At 70.9% G+C, this 21,594-nt stretch carries 25 protein-coding genes; 1 reads left to right on the top strand and 24 read right to left on the bottom strand.

Annotation, left to right across the window (positions count from 1 at the left end):
* The 20 genes from ACWGE1_RS00535 to ACWGE1_RS00440 form a co-directional block, all read right to left on the bottom strand.
* Window positions 1-261: a hypothetical protein gene (locus ACWGE1_RS00535; RefSeq protein WP_423647308.1), complete on the bottom strand. Its 261-nt coding sequence runs from the start codon at window positions 259-261 to the stop codon at window positions 1-3.
* On the bottom strand, window positions 258-521 hold the full coding sequence (locus ACWGE1_RS00530; protein ID WP_453418358.1) for a hypothetical protein: 264 nt from the start codon (window positions 519-521) through the stop codon (window positions 258-260). Before ACWGE1_RS00530 ends, ACWGE1_RS00535 begins: the two co-directional genes overlap by 4 nt.
* A gap of 68 nt (window positions 522-589) precedes the next feature.
* Window positions 590-1,387 carry a peptidoglycan-binding protein gene (locus ACWGE1_RS00525; RefSeq protein WP_453418357.1) on the bottom strand — a complete coding sequence of 266 codons (798 nt, stop codon included), beginning with the start codon at window positions 1,385-1,387 and terminating at the stop codon, window positions 590-592.
* A gap of 70 nt (window positions 1,388-1,457) precedes the next feature.
* On the bottom strand, window positions 1,458-3,227 hold the full coding sequence (locus ACWGE1_RS00520) for a hypothetical protein (protein ID WP_453418356.1): 1,770 nt from the start codon (window positions 3,225-3,227) through the stop codon (window positions 1,458-1,460).
* Between the two features lie 36 nt (window positions 3,228-3,263).
* A complete protein-coding gene (locus ACWGE1_RS00515) occupies window positions 3,264-4,142 on the bottom strand; it encodes a hypothetical protein (RefSeq protein ID WP_453418355.1) in 879 nt (292 codons plus the stop codon).
* Window positions 4,142-5,248: a hypothetical protein gene (locus ACWGE1_RS00510; protein ID WP_453418354.1), complete on the bottom strand. Its 1,107-nt coding sequence runs from the start codon at window positions 5,246-5,248 to the stop codon at window positions 4,142-4,144. The genes ACWGE1_RS00515 and ACWGE1_RS00510 overlap by 1 nt, the downstream gene beginning before the upstream one ends.
* A gap of 11 nt (window positions 5,249-5,259) precedes the next feature.
* The gene (locus ACWGE1_RS00505; RefSeq protein ID WP_453418353.1) at window positions 5,260-6,243 is read right to left on the bottom strand and encodes a hypothetical protein; all 984 of its coding nucleotides are present in this window, start codon (window positions 6,241-6,243) and stop codon (window positions 5,260-5,262) included.
* Window positions 6,244-6,256: 13 nt separating this feature from the next.
* Window positions 6,257-7,165 carry a phage distal tail protein gene (locus ACWGE1_RS00500; protein ID WP_453418352.1) on the bottom strand — a complete coding sequence of 303 codons (909 nt, stop codon included), beginning with the start codon at window positions 7,163-7,165 and terminating at the stop codon, window positions 6,257-6,259.
* A gap of 3 nt (window positions 7,166-7,168) precedes the next feature.
* Window positions 7,169-9,580, bottom strand: coding sequence for a phage tail tape measure protein (locus ACWGE1_RS00495; RefSeq protein WP_453418386.1), 2,412 nt, complete (start codon window positions 9,578-9,580; stop codon window positions 7,169-7,171).
* A gap of 233 nt (window positions 9,581-9,813) precedes the next feature.
* Window positions 9,814-10,302, bottom strand: coding sequence for a DUF7426 family protein (locus ACWGE1_RS00490; protein ID WP_453418351.1), 489 nt, complete (start codon window positions 10,300-10,302; stop codon window positions 9,814-9,816).
* Window positions 10,302-10,841, bottom strand: a complete 540-nt coding sequence (locus ACWGE1_RS00485) for a phage tail tube protein (RefSeq protein ID WP_423647299.1) — start codon at window positions 10,839-10,841, stop codon at window positions 10,302-10,304. The genes ACWGE1_RS00490 and ACWGE1_RS00485 overlap by 1 nt, the downstream gene beginning before the upstream one ends.
* 9 nt (window positions 10,842-10,850) lie before the next feature.
* A complete protein-coding gene (locus tag ACWGE1_RS00480; protein WP_453418350.1) occupies window positions 10,851-11,282 on the bottom strand; it encodes a minor capsid protein in 432 nt (143 codons plus the stop codon).
* On the bottom strand, window positions 11,279-11,632 hold the full coding sequence (locus ACWGE1_RS00475; protein ID WP_453418349.1) for a hypothetical protein: 354 nt from the start codon (window positions 11,630-11,632) through the stop codon (window positions 11,279-11,281). Before ACWGE1_RS00475 ends, ACWGE1_RS00480 begins: the two co-directional genes overlap by 4 nt.
* Window positions 11,629-11,946, bottom strand: a complete 318-nt coding sequence (locus tag ACWGE1_RS00470; protein WP_453418348.1) for a hypothetical protein — start codon at window positions 11,944-11,946, stop codon at window positions 11,629-11,631. Before ACWGE1_RS00470 ends, ACWGE1_RS00475 begins: the two co-directional genes overlap by 4 nt.
* Window positions 11,943-12,341 (bottom strand): hypothetical protein, encoded by a 399-nt coding sequence (locus ACWGE1_RS00465; protein WP_453418347.1) that lies wholly within the window; start codon window positions 12,339-12,341, stop codon window positions 11,943-11,945. Before ACWGE1_RS00465 ends, ACWGE1_RS00470 begins: the two co-directional genes overlap by 4 nt.
* Before the next feature lie 4 nt (window positions 12,342-12,345).
* Complete coding sequence (locus tag ACWGE1_RS00460) at window positions 12,346-12,594, bottom strand: hypothetical protein (protein ID WP_446590492.1); 249 nt, start codon at window positions 12,592-12,594, stop codon at window positions 12,346-12,348.
* 11 nt (window positions 12,595-12,605) lie between these two features.
* Window positions 12,606-13,616 (bottom strand): major capsid protein, encoded by a 1,011-nt coding sequence (locus tag ACWGE1_RS00455; RefSeq protein WP_423647293.1) that lies wholly within the window; start codon window positions 13,614-13,616, stop codon window positions 12,606-12,608.
* Window positions 13,617-13,634: 18 nt separating this feature from the next.
* Window positions 13,635-14,336, bottom strand: a complete 702-nt coding sequence (locus tag ACWGE1_RS00450) for a hypothetical protein (RefSeq protein WP_453418346.1) — start codon at window positions 14,334-14,336, stop codon at window positions 13,635-13,637.
* Window positions 14,337-14,411: 75 nt separating this feature from the next.
* On the bottom strand, window positions 14,412-14,567 hold the full coding sequence (locus ACWGE1_RS00445) for a hypothetical protein (protein WP_380850386.1): 156 nt from the start codon (window positions 14,565-14,567) through the stop codon (window positions 14,412-14,414).
* A gap of 11 nt (window positions 14,568-14,578) precedes the next feature.
* Window positions 14,579-16,861: a phage minor capsid protein gene (locus ACWGE1_RS00440; RefSeq protein WP_453418345.1), complete on the bottom strand. Its 2,283-nt coding sequence runs from the start codon at window positions 16,859-16,861 to the stop codon at window positions 14,579-14,581.
* A 57-nt stretch (window positions 16,862-16,918) separates the two neighbouring features.
* On the opposite strand from ACWGE1_RS00440, the gene ACWGE1_RS00435 reads away from it, so the two are divergent.
* Window positions 16,919-17,941 (top strand): hypothetical protein, encoded by a 1,023-nt coding sequence (locus tag ACWGE1_RS00435; RefSeq protein ID WP_453418344.1) that lies wholly within the window; start codon window positions 16,919-16,921, stop codon window positions 17,939-17,941.
* Here the strand turns inward: ACWGE1_RS00435 and ACWGE1_RS00430 are convergent.
* The 4 genes from ACWGE1_RS00430 to ACWGE1_RS00415 form a co-directional block, all read right to left on the bottom strand.
* Window positions 17,938-19,419: a phage portal protein gene (locus tag ACWGE1_RS00430; protein ID WP_423647289.1), complete on the bottom strand. Its 1,482-nt coding sequence runs from the start codon at window positions 19,417-19,419 to the stop codon at window positions 17,938-17,940. The genes ACWGE1_RS00435 and ACWGE1_RS00430 overlap by 4 nt on opposite strands.
* The gene (locus ACWGE1_RS00425; protein WP_423647288.1) at window positions 19,406-19,834 is read right to left on the bottom strand and encodes an HNH endonuclease signature motif containing protein; all 429 of its coding nucleotides are present in this window, start codon (window positions 19,832-19,834) and stop codon (window positions 19,406-19,408) included. The genes ACWGE1_RS00430 and ACWGE1_RS00425 overlap by 14 nt, the downstream gene beginning before the upstream one ends.
* A 67-nt stretch (window positions 19,835-19,901) precedes the next feature.
* Window positions 19,902-21,137 (bottom strand): PBSX family phage terminase large subunit, encoded by a 1,236-nt coding sequence (locus ACWGE1_RS00420; RefSeq protein ID WP_423647287.1) that lies wholly within the window; start codon window positions 21,135-21,137, stop codon window positions 19,902-19,904.
* Entirely contained in the window at window positions 21,134-21,577 is a 444-nt protein-coding gene (locus ACWGE1_RS00415; RefSeq protein ID WP_453418343.1) for a helix-turn-helix domain-containing protein, read from the bottom strand. The genes ACWGE1_RS00420 and ACWGE1_RS00415 overlap by 4 nt, the downstream gene beginning before the upstream one ends.
* Between the last annotated feature and the right edge of the window lie 17 nt (window positions 21,578-21,594).

The following is a 21,594-nucleotide window of genomic DNA, read 5'->3' as shown; positions in this document are numbered from 1 at the left end:
TCAGCGGGCGGCGGCGGCGTTCTGCCAGAGCGTGAGGGCGAGGCCGATCACGGCGACGAGCGCGAGCACGCTCGGGAGCGGCCACCGTGTTTTTTCGAGTGCGTCGAGGCGCTGCTCGTGGTCGGCGAGCTGCCGGTCGACCTGATCGCCGCGCTGCACGACGAGGGCGAGCTGCCCGTCGAGGCGGGCAAATCCCGCCTCGACGACACCGCGCAGCCGCTCAAGTTCGAGGGCGACATCGGACGGGGAAGGGTCGGTCACGGGCGCCCGTCCCGGTCGCGGTCGAGGGCGAGCAGCTCGTCGTCGCGGTGCTGCGTGGTGCGCAACCACGACGGGAGCAGGGCCTGCACACCGGGCAGAGCCATGACGCGGGCGGTACCGCCGGCGACGGCGAGCGCGGCGGCGACCCACGGCAGGGTGGCGGGGATGCCGGACGAGTCGACGATGGCGGGCAGCAGGACGGCGAGCGCAAGCGTGGTCTGCACGAGCGTGCGGAGGGTACGGCGGGATGCGTCGGTCATACGGGGTTCCTCTTTCGTGAAGGGGCGCCGCGCCCGCGGTCGGTGCGGGCGCGGCGAGGGTGGGGTGATCAGACGTTGGGGACCTTGAGCGCGTCCCAGCTCGTGCGGCCGGGCCACCCGTCGGCGTCGTCGCCGCGGTAGCCGAGGCGCCGCTGCCACCGGGCGTAGCTCTGCCGGTCGGACTCGGTCCACTGCGGGCCGGGACCCTCGCGGTAGGCCGAGCAGCCCTCGGCGACGAGCCGGCGACCCATGGCGGTCACGATCGGCGACCGCGGGTTGCGCTTGAACCAGTCGGCGCCCGGGAACGGCTCGTACTTCTGCGCCGGCGTGCCGGTGCCGCCCCCGCCACCGGGGCGCGGGGCGCCGCGCTGCACCCATGCGTACAGCGGGCCGCCGGGGCACGCGGTCGGGTGTCCGTCGCGGTGCCCCTTGATCTCGTCGCCGGCGTCGCCGTCGCGGCGCAGCCACTCGACCGCGTCGCGGAGGCCGGCGAGCTGCGCGTCGGTCGGCTCGGTCAGTCCCGAGCTGCCGAGCAGCGCACACACCGCGTAGTGCCCGACGTTCAGCGCCGCCGTGCCGTTCGCACCGGTCTTGCGGTGCGCGCCGCGGCCCTCGAACACGTAACCGTGCGGGCAGACGAGCGCGTTGTACGCGACGTCGGAATAGTCCTCTTCCCGGTTGGCGAGGTGGCTCGCCTGGATCGAGCGGACGCGGGCGGCGCACTGCCCGTGCGCGTCCGGGCGGCCGAGGGACTCGGGCACGTACGTGCCCTCATAGTGGATCTTCACGCCCCGGGTGCTGCCTATGGAGGTGAGCGCGTATCGGGACGGGCGGGCGCCCCACTGGGCGCGGGTGATGAACTGCAAAGGGCCCTCCGGGCATAGAAAAAGCCCCGGGCCACATGGGCGCGGGGCGTCGGTGTAGCGGGGCGGCGATCTACGCGAGCCCCGTCCAGAAACGGTTACTGCCGTTCTCCATCGAGCCGAGGGTGATCGAGGCCGGCGCGGTCGCGGCGCCGGTCGGGTAGGACCCGAAGCGGCGGACGTTGTTCAGCCCGAACACGTTGGGCGGCGCGCTGAACGAGCTCTCGGCGACGAGCATCATCGGGCCGTCGCCGGTGGTGGTGTTGTACTGGAATCGCCACGCGACGTAGTACAGGCCGGCCGCGGCGGAGTAGGCGGCGGTAAGCGGGCTTGAGACTGTCGCCCCGCCGGCGTTGTGGACCTCGGCGGGCTCGGCGCCCGCGGTCGACAGGTCCGCGGTCTGCGCGACGCGTGTTCCGGCCGAGTTGTAGAGCGCTGCCCACGATCCCGTGGTGAGACCGCCGGCGTACCCGCCGAAGTGCCACACGATCCGGGTCACGGAAGCCGCCGAGCGCAGATATACCGCGGTGACTCGGATCGGGCCCGATCCCGGGTAGAGCGGGGCGGAGTGCCCGAGGGCAGGGTCGAACGCCCATGTCAGCAGACCGAGGTCGGACGCGCGCCATTCGCCCCCGCCGAGGGCGTCAACGTAGGACTTTCGCGCGAGGTGGTTGTCGGTGGTTGGCGCGGCCGAGCTCGACGGCACGCTGCTGAACGTCTTGGCGCCGGCGACAGTCTGCGCACCGGTGAGCAGGACGGCGGTACCGGCTGCCTCGGCGCCGACGTCTGCGGCGACGAGCGCGACCGCGCCGGTCTTGCCCGCGACCGAGGTCACGGGTATGCCGGCAGGCTGCACGTACCGAGCGTCGCCGGCGGTCTGATCGAGCGCGCCGACGTCGGCCGCGGTGAGGACGACCGTGCCGGTCTTTCCGTTAACCGAGGCGACCGCGCCGCCCGAGCTCGTCGGGAGCTGCGCGGCGGGTACCTTTCCGTCGGCGCCGAGGGTGGCGACGCCGTTCGCGGTGCCGGCCGCGGTGGTGGCGAGGGCGCCGACGTCGCCGGCGGTGAGGGTTATCGAGGCGGCGCTCTTGCCGTTGACGGACTGGACGACGCCGCCCGGGCCGGTCGGGCCGACGTCGCCCCGGTCGCCCTTCGGGCCCTTCAGGTTGCCGACCGCCGTCCCCCAACCGCTAGCGGTCCGCTGCCAGACGTCGCCGGTATCGGTGCGCAGCAGCAGGTCGCCCGGGCGCGTCGAGGTGCTCGGCGTGGTCGTGTTGTTCAGGTACCACGCTGCGCCGCGGACGTCGCCGCCGAACTGCGTCCACGCGCCGGCAGTCCGCTGCCACGTCGAAACGGTCGTCGAGGTGACGCCGAGGAACGTCGTCGTCTCGTACCGCACGTAGAGGTCGCCATCGACGCCGAGGGCGGCGCCCGGGGCGGTGGTACCGCTGTAGATCCGCGATCCAGGGGGACCGGTCTCGCCCTGCTCGCCTTGGGGGCCCGGTACGCCGACATAGTTCGGCTTGCTCGGGTCAGTGGGGGCGATGTCGGCGAGGTCGACCTCGGGCTGCACCCGGGGCAACAGGATGTTGTACGAGCGGCCCACGGGGATTCCCGAGAGCTGCTCGGTCACGATGTACGCCCACCCGCTCGGTTCCATGTCGGGTGCGTCGGTGGCGGGCAGAGTGACCTCGACGCCGCCCTGTGCGTCGAGCTGAACGGTTACCGGGCCGCCGAGGATGACGTCGGCCGCGGGAAATGTGAGCGTCGCCGGCGCGCGAAAGACAAGCGAGCCCGACAACGGGGTGCCGTTGGGAGCGAGGAACCTCGCCCGGACGATCACGGTCGGGATGGATGCGGGCAGCAGGGGGCGCCCTCCTTAGTCCTCGAGGGTGCGCAGCCCGGACGGAGCGCGCGCGGGTGTGGGCTTCTGCCGTTCGGTCGGCGTCTCGCTTCCCGCGGGGCCCGTTCCCCGCTGCGCGGTGGCTGCGGCCGTCGGGGTTCGGGTCGGCACGCGGGGAGCCTCTTCGGGGTTGTAGGTGTGCCGGTATAGCGCCGAGTAGAGGCGCGTCTCGACGTCGCGGCCGGCTTCCTTGTTGCGGTGCTCGACCATCCACTCGACCCACTGCATGAACTCGATGTCGTGCATGGGCTGCTGAATGAACTTGTTGGTCCACTGACCGGCCGGACAGTCGTACTCGGCGACCGTGATCGCGGTTCCACCCTCGGGCCGCATGGTGACCTTGACCTGCCCGCCGCCAGTGTTGGCGTAGGTGAACAGTTCGATCTCGGCGACCGCGTGCGTTGCTGGGCCTGAACCCCACCACGCCGGCTGATAGGTGGTGAGCGCTGTGTTCTGCCGCTCGGTGGGGTGGAGCTGAATCGGCAGCATGGGCCGACCGAGGAAGCGGTCGGAGAACGCGTCATCCATGAGGATTGGAGTCGGGCGCTCCTTGTCGCGGCTCCATATGCGGATCATTTGATCCTCTTCGAGGATGTCGTCGCCGACCGTGAGGGCACGCGTTCCGGAGGCCCGACGGATGAACACGCCCCAGTCGCCTTGCGGGGTCTGGCCGACCTTGAAAGTGTCGACGCCCTCGGGCGTCTGGGCGATGAGCTGTCCGCCCTCACCGATGGTGATGTCGCCGTGCAGGATCTGGTCAAGAGCCGGGCGGATGTTCGCACGGCCGGAGAGTTCGCGTACGCGCCGTTCGAGATCGCGGATGCGGTCGAGCAGGTCAAGCGGGATTGCTGCCACTAGGCGGCCTCCAAGTAGAGCTTTGCCGTTTCGGGCCGGCCGCGGAGGGGCGGGGAGATCGCGAGACCGACGACGCGGTACCGCTGGTCGAGTCCCTCGGCCCACCACAGGTCACGGACGCGGACACGCACCGTGGCGCCGAGCAGCGCGGGCGACAGTGGGGTGCGGCCGAGGGCGACGGTTACCTCGGGGATCGTCTGCGGGCGCAGCGCGGCGGAGTGGTCAGCTCGAGCGTGCGCGTCGAGGGTGGCCTGCTCGGTGACGGTGGAGTAATCCGAGGTTCCGTCCAGCCGGGGCCACCCGCCGGTTAGCTGCTCGTCGTCGACGAGCAGCTCGGACATGATTGGCAGACTCTCTTTGGTCTGGTTCTTGTTGTCGGACGCGCCGCGGGACTGCCAGACGTTCGCCCGCACCGTGGCATCAACGGGCCACCCGTAGGACATGATCGGGCCCGGATGATCGAGGACGACCTCGCTTGCGCCGGTGCGGATCACGGGGGAGCCGAGTTGCAGTTTCTTGATCCGCCGTCCGCTCCCGGGGTCGCGGTAGCTAGCGATCCGCCACTCGAATCCGCTCTCGACCGCGCCGAGTTGGTCGATCAACTCGCGGATGCGGGGGACGTCGTAGCGCCGGTATGTGCGGTCACGCCGGGTGCCTGAGAGCTGCTCGGCGTCGTACTCGATACCGATGTCGCCGCCGGTGAGGCTTGCCGAGTAGTCGATCAGTCCGCGCACGATGTCGAACTGATCGACGTCGGTTGCCTGCTGCGTGTGAAATACGGCCCGGTGGTCGAGGTAGCTTGCCCACCCGCCGGCCTGTACCTGTAGCCCGAGAAACCCTCGGTCGTTGCTGGTGAGGTTGGCAGTCCAGAGGACGCCGCCCCACCAGATTTCGGGGCCGCGCTCGATCCACAGGGCCGTGCGGCCGGGCTCGACGGCAGCACGAGCTCGGGCGGCGATCCCGCGGTTCGGAAGCGGGATCGTCGCCGAGGCGGTGCCGATCTTGCCTATGTAGTCGTCGATTGAGACGTCGGTGATCGGCAGGACGTCGAGCAGTTGATCGCTACGCAGGTCACAGAGCAGCACACGATAGACGGGGGTGGCCACGGTCCACCCCCTTACGCGTCGAGCGGGTAGATCAACCCGGACAGGGCCGCCCACGTGGTGAGGCTGGGGTTACCGATCAACTTGAGGTGTCCGTTTGTCTGGCAGTCCACCTTGATCGGGACGCCGCCGGCCGCGATCGAGGCCGAGGTGTGTAGCGCCGGCCGAGCGGCGGCGGGAAGCGGCGCGGCGAGCGGTTGGCCGCTTGCCGGTGGGGCCGCGTTGGTCGTCCATGAGACGCCGCCCCGCCATTGCAGGTGGGGGACGCCGCCGAGCATGATCCGGCGGTACCGCAGCGTTCCTTGTGAGTTGCCCCCGTTGGTGTATCCGGCGGCGAGGGCCGGTGCGGTCCAGCCGATCACGGGGTCGAGGGTCTGCCATGCCGCGCCGTCCCACCGATCGAGACCGGTCCCGTTGTCGCGGTACTGGCCCGGGTAGGCGCCGGCGAACGACAGTCCCCACCCGCGGGGGATGATCCCGCCGTACGCCGCGGTGTAGCGGCGGCGGTCGGCGAGCGCCGAGCCCCACGTGATCCCGCCCGTTCCCGCCGACGTGCCGGCCGGAACGGTGATCTCCCACAACCGCAGTGCGGCCGGCGGAAGCGTGGGCGGGGTCGGCGTCGCGGTCTCGGCGCCCCGGACGATTTCGAGGCGCGCGAGGGTCTGTGTGCCGTTGTCGTACAGCTCGTCGTACACCCGCAGTACTACGGCGTCGATACGCCCGTACTGCGCGTGTCCGTCGCCGATCGTGAGTGTCTCGGGCGCAGTCACGGCGACCGGGTAGGCGCCCTGTGCGTCGGTGCCTTGCACCAGGGCGCGACCGACGCCGATCTGTACCTGCATGGCGCCGGCCCCGGTCGCGTTCAGTGCGGTTCCGCCGGCGATCACGCCGTCGCGGGACGTCATCGCGGACTCGGGCGCCATGGTGCCCAACGGTGCTAGGCGGGTGTCCTCGCGGGTCTGCCCGGAAGGGAGCAGCCATCCGGCACGCACGGTCAAGTCGGGGTCCTCCTTACCAGTAGGCGGAGCGCCATCGGAGAGAGACCGAGGCGCGGGGGTCGGTCGAGCCGGGGGCCGAGCGAAAGACGAGCGAGGTCGCCCCCGGGGCGAGGGCGAAAGCCTGCTCGGGGGCGCTGCGGGCCGTCGCGGTGTAGAGGCGCGAGGCGGTGCCGTTGAGCGTCACCGTGCCGTCGCGGGTGTCGACGAGCAGCTCGTCGTCGGCGGCGAGGTCGATGTCGTACTCGATCACCTCGCCCGTGCCCAAGTTGGTCACGGACGGAAGAGAAACGGGGCCGCGGATCGTGATGGTGGGGTGGCTCGGGGCGTCCCCTTCGTTGACTGCCCGCAGCGATCCCGTACTGCCCGGGGTGCCGAAGTTCATGGGGTAGGCGAGCCGTTCCGGGCCCGGGGTCACCTGCCAGTCGAGGCCCATCTCGGGGGCGGGCAGTGCAGTCTCGACCTGCTGCTCGATCACGCTGTACCGGCGCGGGTCGCTCGCCTCGAATTGGAGAGCGGCCCCGGTGACGACGCCGATCGCGTACCCGCCCGTGCCCACGGGAACGGCACGGCGGATGCACCTCGCCCACGACAGCAGGGGCGGCGAGTCGTCGAGCTGAATCACGAGCGCCTGCTCGTCCTCGCGGAGTGCGGTCGCCGCGGACAGAGCTCGCACCGCGGCGCCCATCCGGCCGGGGTCGGTACGGATCACGACGCCGTCGAGCGTGATCGTCCGGGCCTCGGCGAGCAGCCGGCCCGGGTAGGCGCCGTGCGCGTCGGCACGGGCGACCGTTCCCGAGTCGTAGCCGGGGGAGTCTTCCCAACCGGTGAGGGACTGCCAGCCGTAGGCGGTGCGGGGGCCGAGCAGCAGCTCGTCGCCGAACTGGACGTGTCCGGGAAGGGCGACCAGATCACCCGGGGCCACTGGTCACCCCCTCCCCTTGGCGTGCCAAGCAAGCGCGACCGCGGTCTCGTCCGCGGATGCCGAGCCGGCGTGCCAGTTCTCAATGTGGACAGCCGGCCCCCAACCCCCGCCCGAGCCGGCCCCGTTACCTGGGGAAGCGCCGGCGGTGGCGAACTGCGGGGCGGCGGGAACGGTGACGAGCCGGCGCATGGTGCGGTCGACCGCGGGCGCTCCGGCCTTGATGCCCTCGACGATGCCGGCCGGAATGAACTTACCGATCTTGTCGCGCATAAGACGCGACGGAGAATGAATCCCGAGCGCCTTTGCAATCGGGCCCGGAATCAAATTCTTGGCCCAAGACATAAGCGTTGACTTGAGCCAACTACCCATGCCCTTGATGCCGTTCCACAGGCCCATGATCAGATCGCGGCCCTTGTCGTACAGCATCGAGCCGAAGTTGCCGAAGTAGCCGGCGATCATTCCCGGTAGTCCGCGGACCCACGAAAGCATTTCGCCGGCCTTCTGCACCGTTCCGGACTTGATCGAATCCCAATGCTTGATAATCAGGCCGACCAAAGTCCAGTTTAGGAAGAAATCGACGATGCGGCCCGGGATGCCTCGCACCCACTCGACGGTGGCGTTCCAAATGCGGAGGGTGCCAGCCTTGATCGAGTCCCAGTGCTTAATTATGAGACCGACCAAAGTCCAGTTCAGGAAGAATTGGAGGATCGTTTCTCCGATCCACTTGAGCTTGCCCCACACCCAATCCCACGCCGCGCGCGTGGCGTTGACGATCGTGTCCCAGTTGGCAACGACCAACGCGACGATGCCGACCACGGCAGCGATCACGAGCGCGATCGGGCCCATGGCGAGCAGCCACCCCGCGGCCATGCGGGCGCCCTGAATCAGGGACTGCGTACCCATGAGCACCCACGCGCCGACCACCCGTAGAGCCGCAGCCGCGGCCCCCGCTCCCTGCGCGACCCAACCGGCCAACACTGTGGCGTTGAGCAGCACAAACCGGGCTGCAGCGGTTACGCCGGCGGCGGTCTGAGTGGCCCATCCGGTGACAACTGCGGTTGTCGTCGTCCACGCGGTGATGCCGAGCGCGACGAGCGTCGGCAGCATCAGGACAGTGATCACGCCGGCCGCGATCGTGAGCGCCGTCGAGTGCTCGGAGATCCACCCGACGGACGCCTGAAACGCACCGCCCAACCCGCCGGCGCCGAGCCAGTCAGCCGCGGTCGAGAGCGCCGGAACCAAGTAGGTTCCGAGGACGTTCACGACCTTCTGCTCTATGCCTCGCTTGAACGCTTCGAGCTTGGTCGCCGCGTTGTCGTGCAGTGCATTACCTGCGGCATCGGTCGCGCCCTTGACATCGCCGAGCGCCTTAACTGCATTGGAAGGGTCGAGCGAGTAGATCGCTTTTTGCATGTCCTCGGCCTTAGTGCCAAAGAGGCCGAGGGCGATCTCACTCTGCTTGGCTGGGTCCTTAACGCCCCGCAGCTTGTCGAGAACTTGATCGAGTGCCTTTGCTGCTTCCGGTCCGCCCTTCTGAAAGACCTTCTGCATTTGTTCGGCGGAAAAGCCGAGGTCTTGATAGGCGGTCGCCGTCGCCTCGCCCATTCCCTGAGCCATCAGGGTGAACTCTTTCAGGCTGTCCGCGACGGTGTCGGCGTCGCGCGCGCCGCCCTTGAGCCCCTGCTGCAAAAGACCCATGGACGTCTGAGCGTCGAGGCCAAGCTGCCGGAACTCGGTCGGATATTCGCTGAACGTGTCGAGCAGGTCCTCGGCGACGTCGACGCCGTTCTGCGCGCCGCGCACGAGCACGTCGAGGGCCTGCTGCGCAGAGTCAGCGAGCCCGGTTTTCATCATCGTGCCGACGGCACGAGAGACCTTGCTGACGTCCTCGCCCATGACCGAGGCGGCCGAAGCGACTTGCGTCGCTAGCTGTTTGACCTGCCCTTGCGTTGCCTCGGGCGGGAGCAGTCCGTTTCGGGCGATGCCCTTGACGATCTCGGCGCCGTCGGCGACCGAGTCGACGATCGCGCCCGCGTAGAGATCGCCGGCGACCTTGCCGTACTGCGCGGCGACGGGCCCGGTCGCGCCGAGCTGTGCCTGCAACTGGCCGGGAATCTTGGACTGTTCGAGGGCTTGGCCGATCCCGGACATGAGAGCGCCGCCGATCGCGGCACCGATCGCCGCGGCGGCGAACCCCTTGAGCGCGGTCGCCATGCCCGCGGACGCCTGCTCGGCGCCGTCGGCCGCGCCCTCGGCGAGACCGTCGCCGAGGGCGTCGCCGGCCTGATCGCCGGCGCGCTCGGCGTCGGCGGCGATCCGGTCGCCGCCCGACTGCACCGCGGCGCGGGCGCGGTCCATGCCGGCGGCGGCGCCCGAGTCGTCGATCGAGACAGTGGCGGCGAGCTCTCCCACCATGAGCGCCAAGGGGCCTCACCTCCGGGGGGTCGCGCCTCCCGTCGGGGAGGAATCAGGCGGAGGTGTGAGGACCCGCGCGAGGCGGGACTCAGCAGAGAGCAGGGCGAGGATGCGCACGCGCAGCCAGCGCCACGAACGGGCCCGCAGCAGGCCCGGGGTGCCTAGGTCGATGCCGTAGACCTCGTGCAGATCGGCCTCGACGAGCGGCCACTCGGCGAGGATCTGCGCCCACGTCAGTGAGGCTTGCGGCCCTTCTTGCCCTTTCCTCGGGCGGGTGCCGGGCGGGTACTCGTACCACTCGTAGAGCCCCGAGACCTCGTCGAACTCGCCGCATCCGATCGGTTCCGGCGAGCTGCTCGGTTCGGGGCCAACCTGTTTGGGTCGCCGGCCGCGTTCCAATACCGCTCGGCCGCGGCCTTGTCCTGCGCGATCCACACCATGGCGGTGATCGCGCAGTGCTTGAGCGCGGGCCACTTCACGCCGTCGGCGATCATCTGATCGTGGGCGGTGCCGAGTACCTCTCGGTAGAGGTCGCGCTCGGCGGCGTCGCCGAGCACCTGCTCGTCGGCCTTTCCTCCGTCCGCAGCCACCGCGGCGGCGTTGATCAGTGCCTGCGTGCGCAGACCGATCTCGGCCGAGGGGGCGGGCACGGTGTAGAGGCGGCCGGCGACGGGCAGCTCGAGCGACTCGTCGAGCAGCTCGTCGAGTGCCTCGAAAGCCACTACGCATCACCTGCCTTGAGCGTCTTAGCCTCGGCGGCGGCGAACGTGCCCCCGCCGGCGACAGGGTTCGTGATCTCGACGAGCGGGCCGGAACCGGTCAAGGTGACCTTGATCGTGTCGACCTCATCCGGGCCGCCCCCGTCGGGCTCCCACGTCACCAGGGCCGTGCCTTCCTGCGCGTCCGGGGCCCCGTTGCGGTCGTAGTAGCGAACCCGTACGTAGCTCTTGGCGCCGAACGACCTGCTCGCCTTCCTGAGCGCTTCCTGCGCGGCGTTGAAAACCCCGGTCGTCGGGTGCGCACGGTGCGCGAGGGTGGTCTCGATCGACCACGCGAGCATGGTCACGGCCTGCTCGCTCCACCCCTCGGCGTCGTAGGTGGTCACCTCCTGCTGAGTCGGTTCGATCTTCGGTGTGAACTCGGTGACCCCGGGGACCAATGCCCACGCCGGGGTACCGGGCGTCGTGCTCATATCCAGTTCGAGGCGGTACCGGCGGGCGAGCGCGGTTACGGTCTCGGCCGGGGGCGTCGGGGTGCTCAATGGCGCCTCCTATTCGAGGTTGGGGTGCGCGCGGTGCGCGCGGGCGTAGTAGTTGGCGGACCGCTCCCAGCGGCCGGCAGAGTCGGCGCCGATCGGGGCGGCCGAGACGCGATAGACGAGCTGCACGGGCACGGCACCGAACCGGTGCGGTCCGGACGCGTGCAGCAGCTCGTGCACCTGGTCGTCGAGGGCGTCGACCTCGCGCGGGTCGGCGCCGGCGCGCGTGCGCACCTGAATCCCCGTGGTGGTGTCGGTGAGCACCGACGAGTCGGTGACCGGGTAGGCCGACAGGCAGATGACGCGATCGGGCGCGGGAGGAAGGGCGGCGACGGTGATCGCGGTCTCGCCGGCGGCGTACGGGCCGTCGGTGCGGTAGATGCCGACACCCTGCTCGTGCAGCAGGCGGGCGAGACCGTCGAGCAGGTCGACGGTGTAGGTCATCGCAGCGCGCGCCGGATCTGCGCGGCGATCAGCGCCTGTACCTCGCCCGCGGTCTCGGGCAGCACGCTTTCGAGATACTTCGCGCTGCGCCCGGGGGAGTGCCGGGCGGTCATGTCTTCATGGACGCGGGCGGCGTACGGGGTGTCGTAGGACACCGCGGCGACGAGCTGCTGCTCGTCGACCGAGGTCGCGCCGGAGCGTTCGAGGGTGCCCTCGTTGATCGGCACCCGTTGCCTGCTCGCGCCGAGGACGTGCTCGGCGCCGAGCAGCACACCGCGGGCCGCGGCGTCGCGGATCGCGTCGGTGACGGCGTCGCCGTTCCAGCGGAGGCGGGCGCGCTGCGGGCTCATTCGCACATCACCTCCGTGGACGCGGGGACCGGTAGGCCAGGGGCGGTGTGCGAGGCGGTCGTGATCGCCGTGGTGATCCGGCCGCCGGGCAGGGTGACGCGCGATCCGGTCGGGCAGTCGAGGCCCGGGGCGGCGATGATCTGTGCGCTGCTGGTGACCTCGCGGCCGTCGGGATCGCGCACCATGCGCAGTGCCTCGCCGACGAGCGCGGGGTGCTCGACAAGCGGTCCGTACGTCGGTCCGTACGCGCCGTCGCCGAGGTAGGGCTCGACGCCGATCCGGTGACGGAGCAGGGACGGGGGGACGCGGGTCACCACGGGATCACCCGCCCCGGTTCGAGGCCGGCGCGGCGCAGCACGCGCGCGGCGCGCGGAGCGAGCTCGACGCCGGACGCGCCGGCGGTCGAGGCGGCGCGGCCGGACAGGGACACGGGGCCGATCGAGACTGAGTCCCACTTGCCCGCGGCCCCGGTGCCGTCGTCGCCGGCGGCGAGCCAGTATTCGACCTGCGCGCACGTCGCCGAGGCGAGCGCGGCGGCGATCGTCGAGTCGAGCGGGTCGCCGTCCTCATCCACTGGATAGATCGCGGTGAGCAGCGCCGAGTCGATGTCCTCGCCGGCCCGCGCGATCAGCCGCTCGGCGTCCGGCGGTGCCGGTGTGCCAAGCCATGCGGCGAGTGCCTCGGGGGTGGCGTAGGGCTGTCGCGCCAAACGGTCACCCCCTCGGCTTGCCGCGGGCAGCAGAACGGCCCGCCGACTTGTCGTCTGGCGGGCCGTCCGGTGCGGTCGTGGTCTCGTCGTCTGGCGGATCGTGGTCGAGGGGCTCGACCGAGTAGCCGGCTCCCTGGCAGTAGCCGATCACGGCCCGGTCGCTGGTGGTCGCGGTGCCGTTGACGAACGGCACGCCGCCGGGCCCCTCGCCGGTGAAGTCGGCGACCGGGGCCGTAATGCGCATGGTGGTCATGTGGCGCCCCCTCACGCGCTCTTGATGTTGCGGAACACGGCGGCGGCGCGGGTGGCCTTGAGCACCGGAGCGACCGGCCCCATCTCGACCTCGCCGACCTTGACGGCGCCGGCGCGGTCGAACTCGGGGAGCCAGGTGTTCACGAGCGGCGAGCCGCCCCCGACCGAGGCACCGTGGAAAGCGTCGAGCCCGTACCGGACGGCGTAGAGATCGCCGAGGCCGGTCACGTTCCCGCCGGCGCCGGCGCCGTCCGGATCGCGGGTGACGAGCGAGATCACGTCCGTGTTCGAGCCGGCCTTGCTCTTGAGGTCGACGAGCGGGATTCCGTTGTACGCGGTGACCGGGCGGCCGAACGCGTCGGTCGTCTTGTCGAGCTGGTCGGTCCACGCCGCGATGGTCTTGAAAAGCGACAGGGTCTTGCGGTTGCCATAGATCACATCCGGCGCGTCATCCATGGTGGCGAGCCAGTCGTCGACGTGACGCTGCGCGGCGAGCGCGGCGCCCTTGTCGGTGATCCCGGTCCAGTCGACGAACCCGGTCGCGACGCCGTTGTTCAGCGGCAGGTACTCGGTCGAGCTGCCGGTGAGGATCTTCGACAGACCGTCGAAACCCTTCGCGTCGGTGGCCTTGTCGCCGTTGATCACGGCGTCGGCGAACCGCGCTCGGCTCGCCTTGATGAGCTGCTGCATGTTCAGCGTGACGGCGCCCGAGGCGGCCGGCCCGATACGGGCGATCACCCGGTCGATCTGGAAGGACCCGCCGAGCGGTACGAGATCGACCGTGTAGCGCTGCGTCGAGACCTCGGCGGGCGTGTACTCGGTGTTCAGCGCGCGGAAGTCGGCGGCGCGCTGCGTGATCAGCCGGCGGTACCCGTAGGTGAGCGTGTCGCCGCCGGTCGGGGAAACGACGTTGTCGAACGTCATCCGGTCGAGGATGTCCGAGCTCTTACGGAACTCGTCGATCACGTTCACGTCGAGGTCATCGGCCGCGTTGTTCCGGGCCTCGGCAAGAGAGGTGGGCAAAGGTTTCTCCTAGGGGATTCAGCCGCCGAGGCGGGCGGCGACGGCGTCGTGCAGGGATGTCGCGCGCCGGTCGCCGGCGGGCGGGCCGTTGAACTCGCCGCCCCCGCGCGGCGGTCCGGTCGGGGTGGCGCGGTAGAGGTCGGGGTCGGCGTCGACCGCGGCCTTAATCGCGGTCGTGAGCGCGGCGTCGAAACCGGCGTCGGCGGGATCGAGGCCGGCGACCGAGGTAAGGAAGCTGCGGGAGTTCAGCAGGCGGTCGCCGCGGGCGCCCTGGTCGGCGGCGACGCGGGCGACGGCGAGCTCGACGCGCGCCGACCGGAGCGCGGTCGCGTTCTCGGCGAGCAGCCGGTCGCGCTCGGCGACGGCGGCGGCGAGCGCGGCGGGGTCCTGCTCGGCCTCGCCGCCGTTGGGGTTGAGCGCGCGGGTCACGGCGTCCAGTGCGGCGCGCAGCTCGTCGCGCTCGGCCGCGGCTTGCTCGGCTCGGGTCGTGGCGTCGGCGAGCTGCTGCTCGGCGGCGGGGTCGCCGGCCGGCGGAGTGCTCGGGGCCGGCGCCGGGTTGGGGTCGCCGGCCGGCGGCGCGGGCGGGGCGGCGGGGTCGCCGCCCTCGCCCGAGCCGCCCTTGATCGGCCAGATAGCGCGGCCGTCGCGGCGGCGGCCGAGGGCGCGCTCGCCGGTGCGCGGGTGGATCGGCAGGGAGTCGTCGAGGATGTGCTCGGGCATGGTGGCTCGGCCCTCCGAGGGCGTAGTGCGGGCATGAAAAAGGGCCGCCCGAAAGCGGCCCGGTGTCGGTGGTGACTACTGCTCGGCCTGCTCGGCGGCGACGTAGCCACGGACCCATGCGGCAGTCAGCCGCGGGTCGGTGTAGCGCGGGGCGTCGGTCGGCGGCCGGCCGGCACGCGCGGCGGCGAGCCCCTCGCGGCGGGCACGCAGCGCCTGCTCGCGGAACCCCAACAGATCACCCCCTACTGCTTGAGCCACTGGCCGTGTGCGGACTGGCGGGCGGTCTCGCCCGCGCCCGTGCGGACGCCGGTCACCTGCTCGGAGAACTCGGCGAGGGTGATCCGGGGCGAGACGTCTTCCCAAAACCTGATCAGGTCCTCGCTCGCGCGGGCGTACGCAACATGGGCCGGCCCTGAGAACAGGCTGCGCGGGTCATGCCCCGCGGCCCGGGCCTTTCGGTTGAGCAGGTTTCCGCGGGTGTAGTCCTCGGCGGCGAGCCACTGCACATAGATGTGCTCGTCGTACATCTCGCGTATCTCTGCGCGGCTGTACGCCCCGCGCGCCGAACGGGCTTCGAGCTCACGCTCGTACACCCATCGCTCGGTTGAGGACATGTGCTCGGTGCCGTCCGGGCCGCGCTCGACGTCGGCGCCGTACGGCCCCCACTCGTCGGGGTCCGCGGGCGGCGGATCGTCGAGGCGGATCGGGTGCATGGCGTCGTCGAGGGCATCTCGGGCGGCGAGGGTGTCGGCGACCGTCGCGCCGGCCGCGGGCGGCGGCGGGGCGGGCGGGTGCCGGCGGTCGATCTCGCCGGCGATCCGCTCGGCGTCCGCCGGCGAGGCGTAGCGGATGCCCCACACGAGCAGATCGTCGCCAAGCTCGGAGAGATCGCCGGCGAGGCGCCCACCCGGAAACAGGGAGTCGAGCAGGCGGCGCCGATGGATCTCTGCGCCGATCGCCGGCCGGTCCTCGGGCACGTGCCGCGCCCGGGTGGCGAGCGCCTGCTCGGACATGCCGAGCAGGTCCGCCCGCACTCCGGGCATGGCGGCGTCGATGTCGCGGCGGTCGGCCTCGGCCATGACGCGCAGCAGACCGTCGTCGTCGAGGTGCAGCGCGACGCGGGCGAGCTCGTCGTCGCTGAACTCGGCGAGGCTGTCGACCATGCGCCCGCCGGGACGGATGCGGTCGAGCAGCGCTTGCTCGTCGCGGCGGTCCGCCTCGGCGGTGATCCGGTCGCGGTCGCGCTCGTCGAGCACCCCGGGCCGCAGTGCGGCGCCGAGCTGCTCGTCGGTCATCTCGGGCAGGGTGCGCTCGTCGCCGGCGCGGACCCGCGCGGCCTCGAACGGGTCCGACCCCGGGCCGCTCGGCGTACCGGGGCGGCCCGCGGTGCCGCCGGCCGGCGGGAGGTTGCTCGCTCCGGGCTGCTCGCGCTCGCGGCGGCGGATGAGCTCGGGGTGCTGCGCGAGGTGGTCGCGCATCCGGCCCTGCCACTGCCGCACCCGCGCCTCGGCCGCTCGCTTGGCCTCGGGCGTCGTGGCGACGGCGGCGCGGTTCTTCCACTTCCTGATGGCGCGCTCGATCGCCCTCTGCCGTTGCGTTGCTTCGTAGCCGGCGGGGTCCTCGGAGTGCTCGACCGGCGCCCGGGTGACACCGGGAAGATAGGCGCTCGTGCTGTGCCGGCAGTTGGGGTGTTGCAGCCCCGAGCGGCGGGCGTCGTCGAGCGATCCGGCGACGTGTACCCGCACGGTGCGGTCGTCGTCGGTGGCGTGCTCGACCTCGATCGTCCGGGCGCCGCCCGGTCCGTCGAGCGCAAGCACCTTGCCCTCGAACGGGTCGCAAAGATCGCAGTTGTGGGGGGCGTTGGAGACGATCACGAGCGAGACGCCGACGGCGCGCAGCTTGTCGCCGTGCGCCTCGACCGCGGCCCGCCCGACGGCGGTCCGCACTGCCATCTCGGCATAGCTCGTCATCTGCCAAGCGCGCCCGCCCTTGTCGACGAACGTCCGCAAGCCCCGGTCGGCGAACCTTTCGAGGGCGCGCTGCGTGGCCTGTCGGCGAGTGTCGATACCGAGGAGCGGCGTCGCCGATACCTCGCTGATCACCTGCCGGTATCCGTCCTCGACGCCGCGGAGAATCCCGCGGTGCGTCTCGGTGACGAGCTCGATCGTCTCGGCGGCGAGGCGGTCAACGGCGCGGGTGTTCGGGGTGCTGTCACCGATCCGGCGGGCGTCATCATCCGAGAGGGCGCCGAGCTCGGCGAGGCCGGCCCGCGCCCCGACGTCGTACGCCTCGGTGACAGCCGAGAACACTTCAAGGTCGAGGGCGGTCGCGAGGACGTCGACGACACCCTGCGCTGCTCGCCGTAGCGGCTGGATGTCGCGCAGTTTGGCGACGGCCCAACCGGGGGCGTCGAAACCCTCGGCGAGCTGTCGCGCGACGATGCCGAGCAGGCGCTGCTCGGCGTCCGCGTAGAGATCGCGGACGCCGGCCGAGAGGTCCTCGGCCATGGCAGGGTGAATGGGCATGGCACCCCCCACCACGGTCCGGCACGGATTGTCAGTGGTCGCCGGTACGGTCGCGGCATGACCTCTGTGCAGATCAAGCCCGGCGACGTCAGGACACGTGCGGAGCTGAAAGCGATCTTCGGTGGCGGACCGCAAGGCGGAATCATCCCGTCACGCACGACCGACAACATCCTGTTGTTCAGCGATCACGAGAGCGCCAAAGCCTTTGGCTATCAGGACGGTTGGCTTGTCGAGGAAGACAAGTCAGGGCCGATCTTCGAGTACACGGGGCAGGGGACGCTCGGCGACCAGACGCTGAGCGGCAACAACGGTTCCGTCCTGAACCACGTGGAAGACGGTCGCGCGCTGCGCCTCTTCATCGCGGTTGGGTACGTCGGCGGCGGCACGACCGGGGCACGGACGCACCGCTACGTCGGTGAGTTCATCCTCGACGCGGACGAGCCCTTTGTAATGCGGCAGGTGCTCGACTCGGCGCAGAAGATGCGATGGGTTTACGTGTTCCGCCTGCGGCCCGTTGCCGGAGTGGAGCAGGCCCCCGAGGACTTCGTGCCGGTCGCTCCGGAGACGGTCACCACCAAGGTGCCGGCGACACCGATTACCGATCCGGCGCTCGTCTCCTTCGAGCTCAAGCCTGCCGAGGCGACGACGAGCCAGACGATCAAGCCCGAGGCCAACAGCGGGAAGAAGATCACGCGGAAGCCGACCGAGGCGGTCGAGGTCAAGCGGCGGGAAGCCGAGTTGAGCGACCGGTTCCTCGCCTTCCTGACCGAGCAGGGGCACAGCGTCGAGCGCATCAAGATCCGCGTAGAGGGGTTGAACTCAACCTTCTTCACCGACCTGTTCGACTCGACCGACAATGCCCTGTACGAGATCAAGGGCAACATCAGTCGGAACGCCATCCGCATGGCTATAGGGCAGCTCATCGACTACCGCCGGCACATCACCCCCAAGCCTGATCACCTCGTGATTCTGCTGCCGGAGTGCCCCGACCATGATCTGTGCGATCTGGTCGAGGCCGGCGGTATGACGTTGATCTATGAGGACGGCGACAAGTTCGTCGGGTGGCCGGTCATCAGCTAGACCAGTTGCCCGCTCTGCATGGGGTCGGGCACTGCGGTGCCCGACTCGATGCCGATACGGGCGACCTCGGCGTGCACGGCGGTGGCGTCCCACTCCGGGTGCAGCATCCGCACCCGGGTCTCGGCCGAGACCGCTTGCGCCTGCTGGAGCAGGGCCAGGGTTTGAGCGAGCGAGGACGTGTCCTCGGTGATCGCGTCGCCGAAGATCACGCGGGGCCGCTCGGGCACGATCCGCGGCGTGAAGAACTGCCGGTCGAGCAGCAGCAGCACGAGCAGCATGTCGGCGACGGGCGGCGTCCAGTACCTCACTTTCTTGCCCCGGGTAACCATGCTCTTTCGCTCGCGCGCCTTGACCTCGGTCGCGGTAACGGCGGCGCCCTGGTCGCCGAGCCCGAACGTCGCCGCCGAGTATCCGGCGCTCATCACGGCTTGCCGGGTGATCGCGGCCGAGGTGCGCTCGTGCTCGTCGACCCTGATCGAGAACTGATTCAGGGTGATTCCGGCGCCGCCCTGCTCGGTCGGCGGGATGTTGAGCAGCGTCCAGATTTCCCGGTCGTCGTCAAAGCTCGCGCCCCGCCCGGGCCCGTGGTCACGTAGGTACCCGTCGGGCACGAGCAGCCGCGCGCGGGCGAGCCGCAGATCGCGAATCCAACTCGTCCATGTCGTATCGAGGCTGTCGAACAGGTCGTACAGCGGGGCGGCGTAGTCACTGCGCCCGAACGGTGAGCCGCGGTGCTTCCGGTGGGGGCGGATGTTCGGGCAGTAGGCGGCGGTCAGCAGGTCGATACCAGTCTCGATCGCGTCGCCCTCGGGGCCGAGCGAGTCGGCGAGTGCGGCGACGTCGGGGTGCTCGGTGAGCGGCACCCGTACGCCGAGCGCATCCTGCGATCCCTGGTAGAGCCCGTGCTCGATCCGGCCCGGGGAGTGCCGTTCGAGGTGGCGCCACACGGTGACCGAGTCCGAGGTGAGCTCGCGCCAAAACGTCACGGCGACGAGCTGCCCCCAACGCCATTCGGGCACGGCGGCGTCGGGGTGAACGGTGGTGAGCAGCGGCCGGCCGGCGAGCGAGCGATCCCACGTGACGCGCAGATATACGCCGCCGAGCGCGGCGGCGACCTCGGCCGCTTCGAGCAGGGTGTTCGCGATGCCGTCCGCCTCGGCGAGCTCGTCGAGGCGGTCCTGCGTCGCGGTGTCGGCGACGGTGAGCACGGGCGGCTCGGCGAACAACAGATCGGCGCTCGCGGTGGCGATGTCACCGGGCAGGGGAATGTGCAGCCGCTGATCGGGCACCCCGGGCTGCTCGGCCCGGTCGCGCCCCCACAGCCGGCGCCGCCCGTCGCGGCGCTGCGGCTGGTTCCGGTAGACGCTCGCGAGCTTGTCGCGGTCGCCGGAGTACCAAGCGTCGTCGACCCGCAGCTCGGCATAGTGCCGGGCGAGGGCGTGCGGCGGCCACGGGGCGCCGTTGTCAGGAAGCGGCACAGCTCACCCCCTGTCGACGAGCCCGAGCTCGCCACGCTGCGCACGGCCGGCAGTGCCGGGTGCCGTTCGGCGCGACGTAGGTGTTCGCTCGGTTGAACCGGTGCCCGCGGGCGCAATGGGTCTGACGCGCGCGGCGCGCCGCGGGGGAGATCCCGCGCCGGATGTTGGTCCGGTGGCTCACCACTTCGAGGTGGTCGGGGTTCACGCAGTGGCGCCGGCGGCACAGGTGGTCGATCACGAGACCGCGGGGGATGCGACCGCGGGTGAGCTCGTACGCGACGCGGTGCGCGTACTGCGGCCGGCCGGCGATCTTGAACTGCCCGTATCCGTTGGGCTTGACGTGCGCGGTCCAGTCCCAGCACCCGAGGGGGCCGGGGGCGACCTTGTCGAGGAACCGGTCGGTCAACTCACGCACGCGATCACCCCCTCGCGTGCTCGGGCCCGGACGCAGTGCAGCGCCTCGGGCGGGTACGTGGGGGCGATCAGGCGGCGGTCGTCAGCAGGCCGCGCCACTCATGCACGGTGCTGTGCACCGCGTACCGCAGCGCGTCGAGCGAGTGGTCGTCCGCCTTGACGGGGCGGTCCTCACCGCGGGCCGCGGCGGCGTCATCCCACACGTACGTAGAGACCTCGGCGAGCAGCCCCGCGCACGAGCGGTGAATGAGCAGCGCGCCGGCGTCGAGGGCGTTCGCCACGCTGCGGATGCCGTCGAGCACTGCGTTATTGGCCCGGGCGACGTTCGGGTAACCGTCGGCCCATAGCTGAGTTGAGAAGCTCGCGGCCGAGGGGTCGATGAACGTCCACTCGGGCCGCACGTCCTGCTCGGCGATCCACTCGCGGACAGCGCGGCTGTACTGCGCGTCGGTCATCTGCCGGTGAGCGGCGCGGGCGTCGTGTCTCCACTCGCTCACCGCGTACAGCCGGCCGTCGTCGCCGAGGCCGAGCAGGATCGCCGAGAACGGGTTGCTCGTGCCGTAGTCGATGCCGACCCAGTAGCGGCGCATCTCGGGCAGCTCGTCGACGACGTGCTGCTGCTCGTCGTACATGTCGTAGATCGCGCCCTCGGCGACGACCCACTCGCCGAGGATCATCCGGCGGCGCCATAGTCCGGTGTACTCGACGGACAGTGCCTTGACGTAGGCGGGCGACAGGGCCGGATTGTCGGCGAGCTTGAAGTGCCAGGAAGCGAGGTCGAGCTCGGCGGCGCGGTCGAGGTACTTCGCTTTGAGCCAGTGCCGCGGCCCGTCCGGGTTCGTGGTGCCGATCAGGATTGCGCCGGCGACCGACAGGCGGGCGAGTAGCTGCGTGAAAAAGGCTTCCGGCAGCAGCGTGACCTCATCCGCGTACGCGACCGATGCGGTCAGACCGCGCAGCCGCCCCTCGGATCGCGAGTCACTCGCGCCGATCAGGTGCACAACCCTGCCGAGGATCACGGCGGTTGTCGCGCCTCGGGTGTGGTGGACCTCGGCCGCGGTGTCCGAGAACAACTCGGGGTCTTGCAGCGGCTCGATCACGTTCCGCTCGATCGTGGCGAGCGATCGGCCCACGATCAGGATGAGTCCCGAGGCGGGCGCCCGCCGGACGGCGAGCAGGAAGCGCAGCAGCGACGAGATCGTTTTGCCGGAGCGCACCGACCCGTGCCACAAGTTGATACGGGCGGTCGCCTCGCGGATCGAGCGCAGTTGCTTGTCGGACAGGTGGCCCGTCGAGGGAATCACCCCCCGTCGGCGTCGTCTCCCACGGGCCCGAGCAGGGCGTCGGCGAGGCGGTCGAGCATCCCGCCGGCGCTCGTCGACTTGTTGGAGCGTGCGAGCTCGGCGACCTTGGCGTGTACCTCGGTCAAGGCCCGGGCGGCGGTGGCGTAGTCGCGGGCGTCACGTGCCGAGTCGGCGGCGCCGACCCGCTCGACTTGAGAGAGGGCGCCGTCGAGGGCGTCGTCGGCGAGCTGCTCGCGCCGTGCCGAGGCGTCGGCCTTACGGGCATCGGTAGCGGCGGCGACCCGCGCACCACCGGAGAAGGTGAGTCCCTCGGCGGCGGCGATCTTCGAGACCGTGGCGGCGCCGCGGCCGAGCTCGCGAGCGATCTGGTTACGGGACTTGCCCTCGGCGTGCAGGCGCCGGACTGCTGCTCGGTCGGCGTCCGTGATCGGGTCGGCCACGGGATCACCTCCCGACC

The sequence above is a fragment of the Streptomyces sp. NPDC054932 genome, from assembly GCF_053610205.1.
This window is presented reverse-complemented; position numbering and strand designations above follow the sequence as displayed.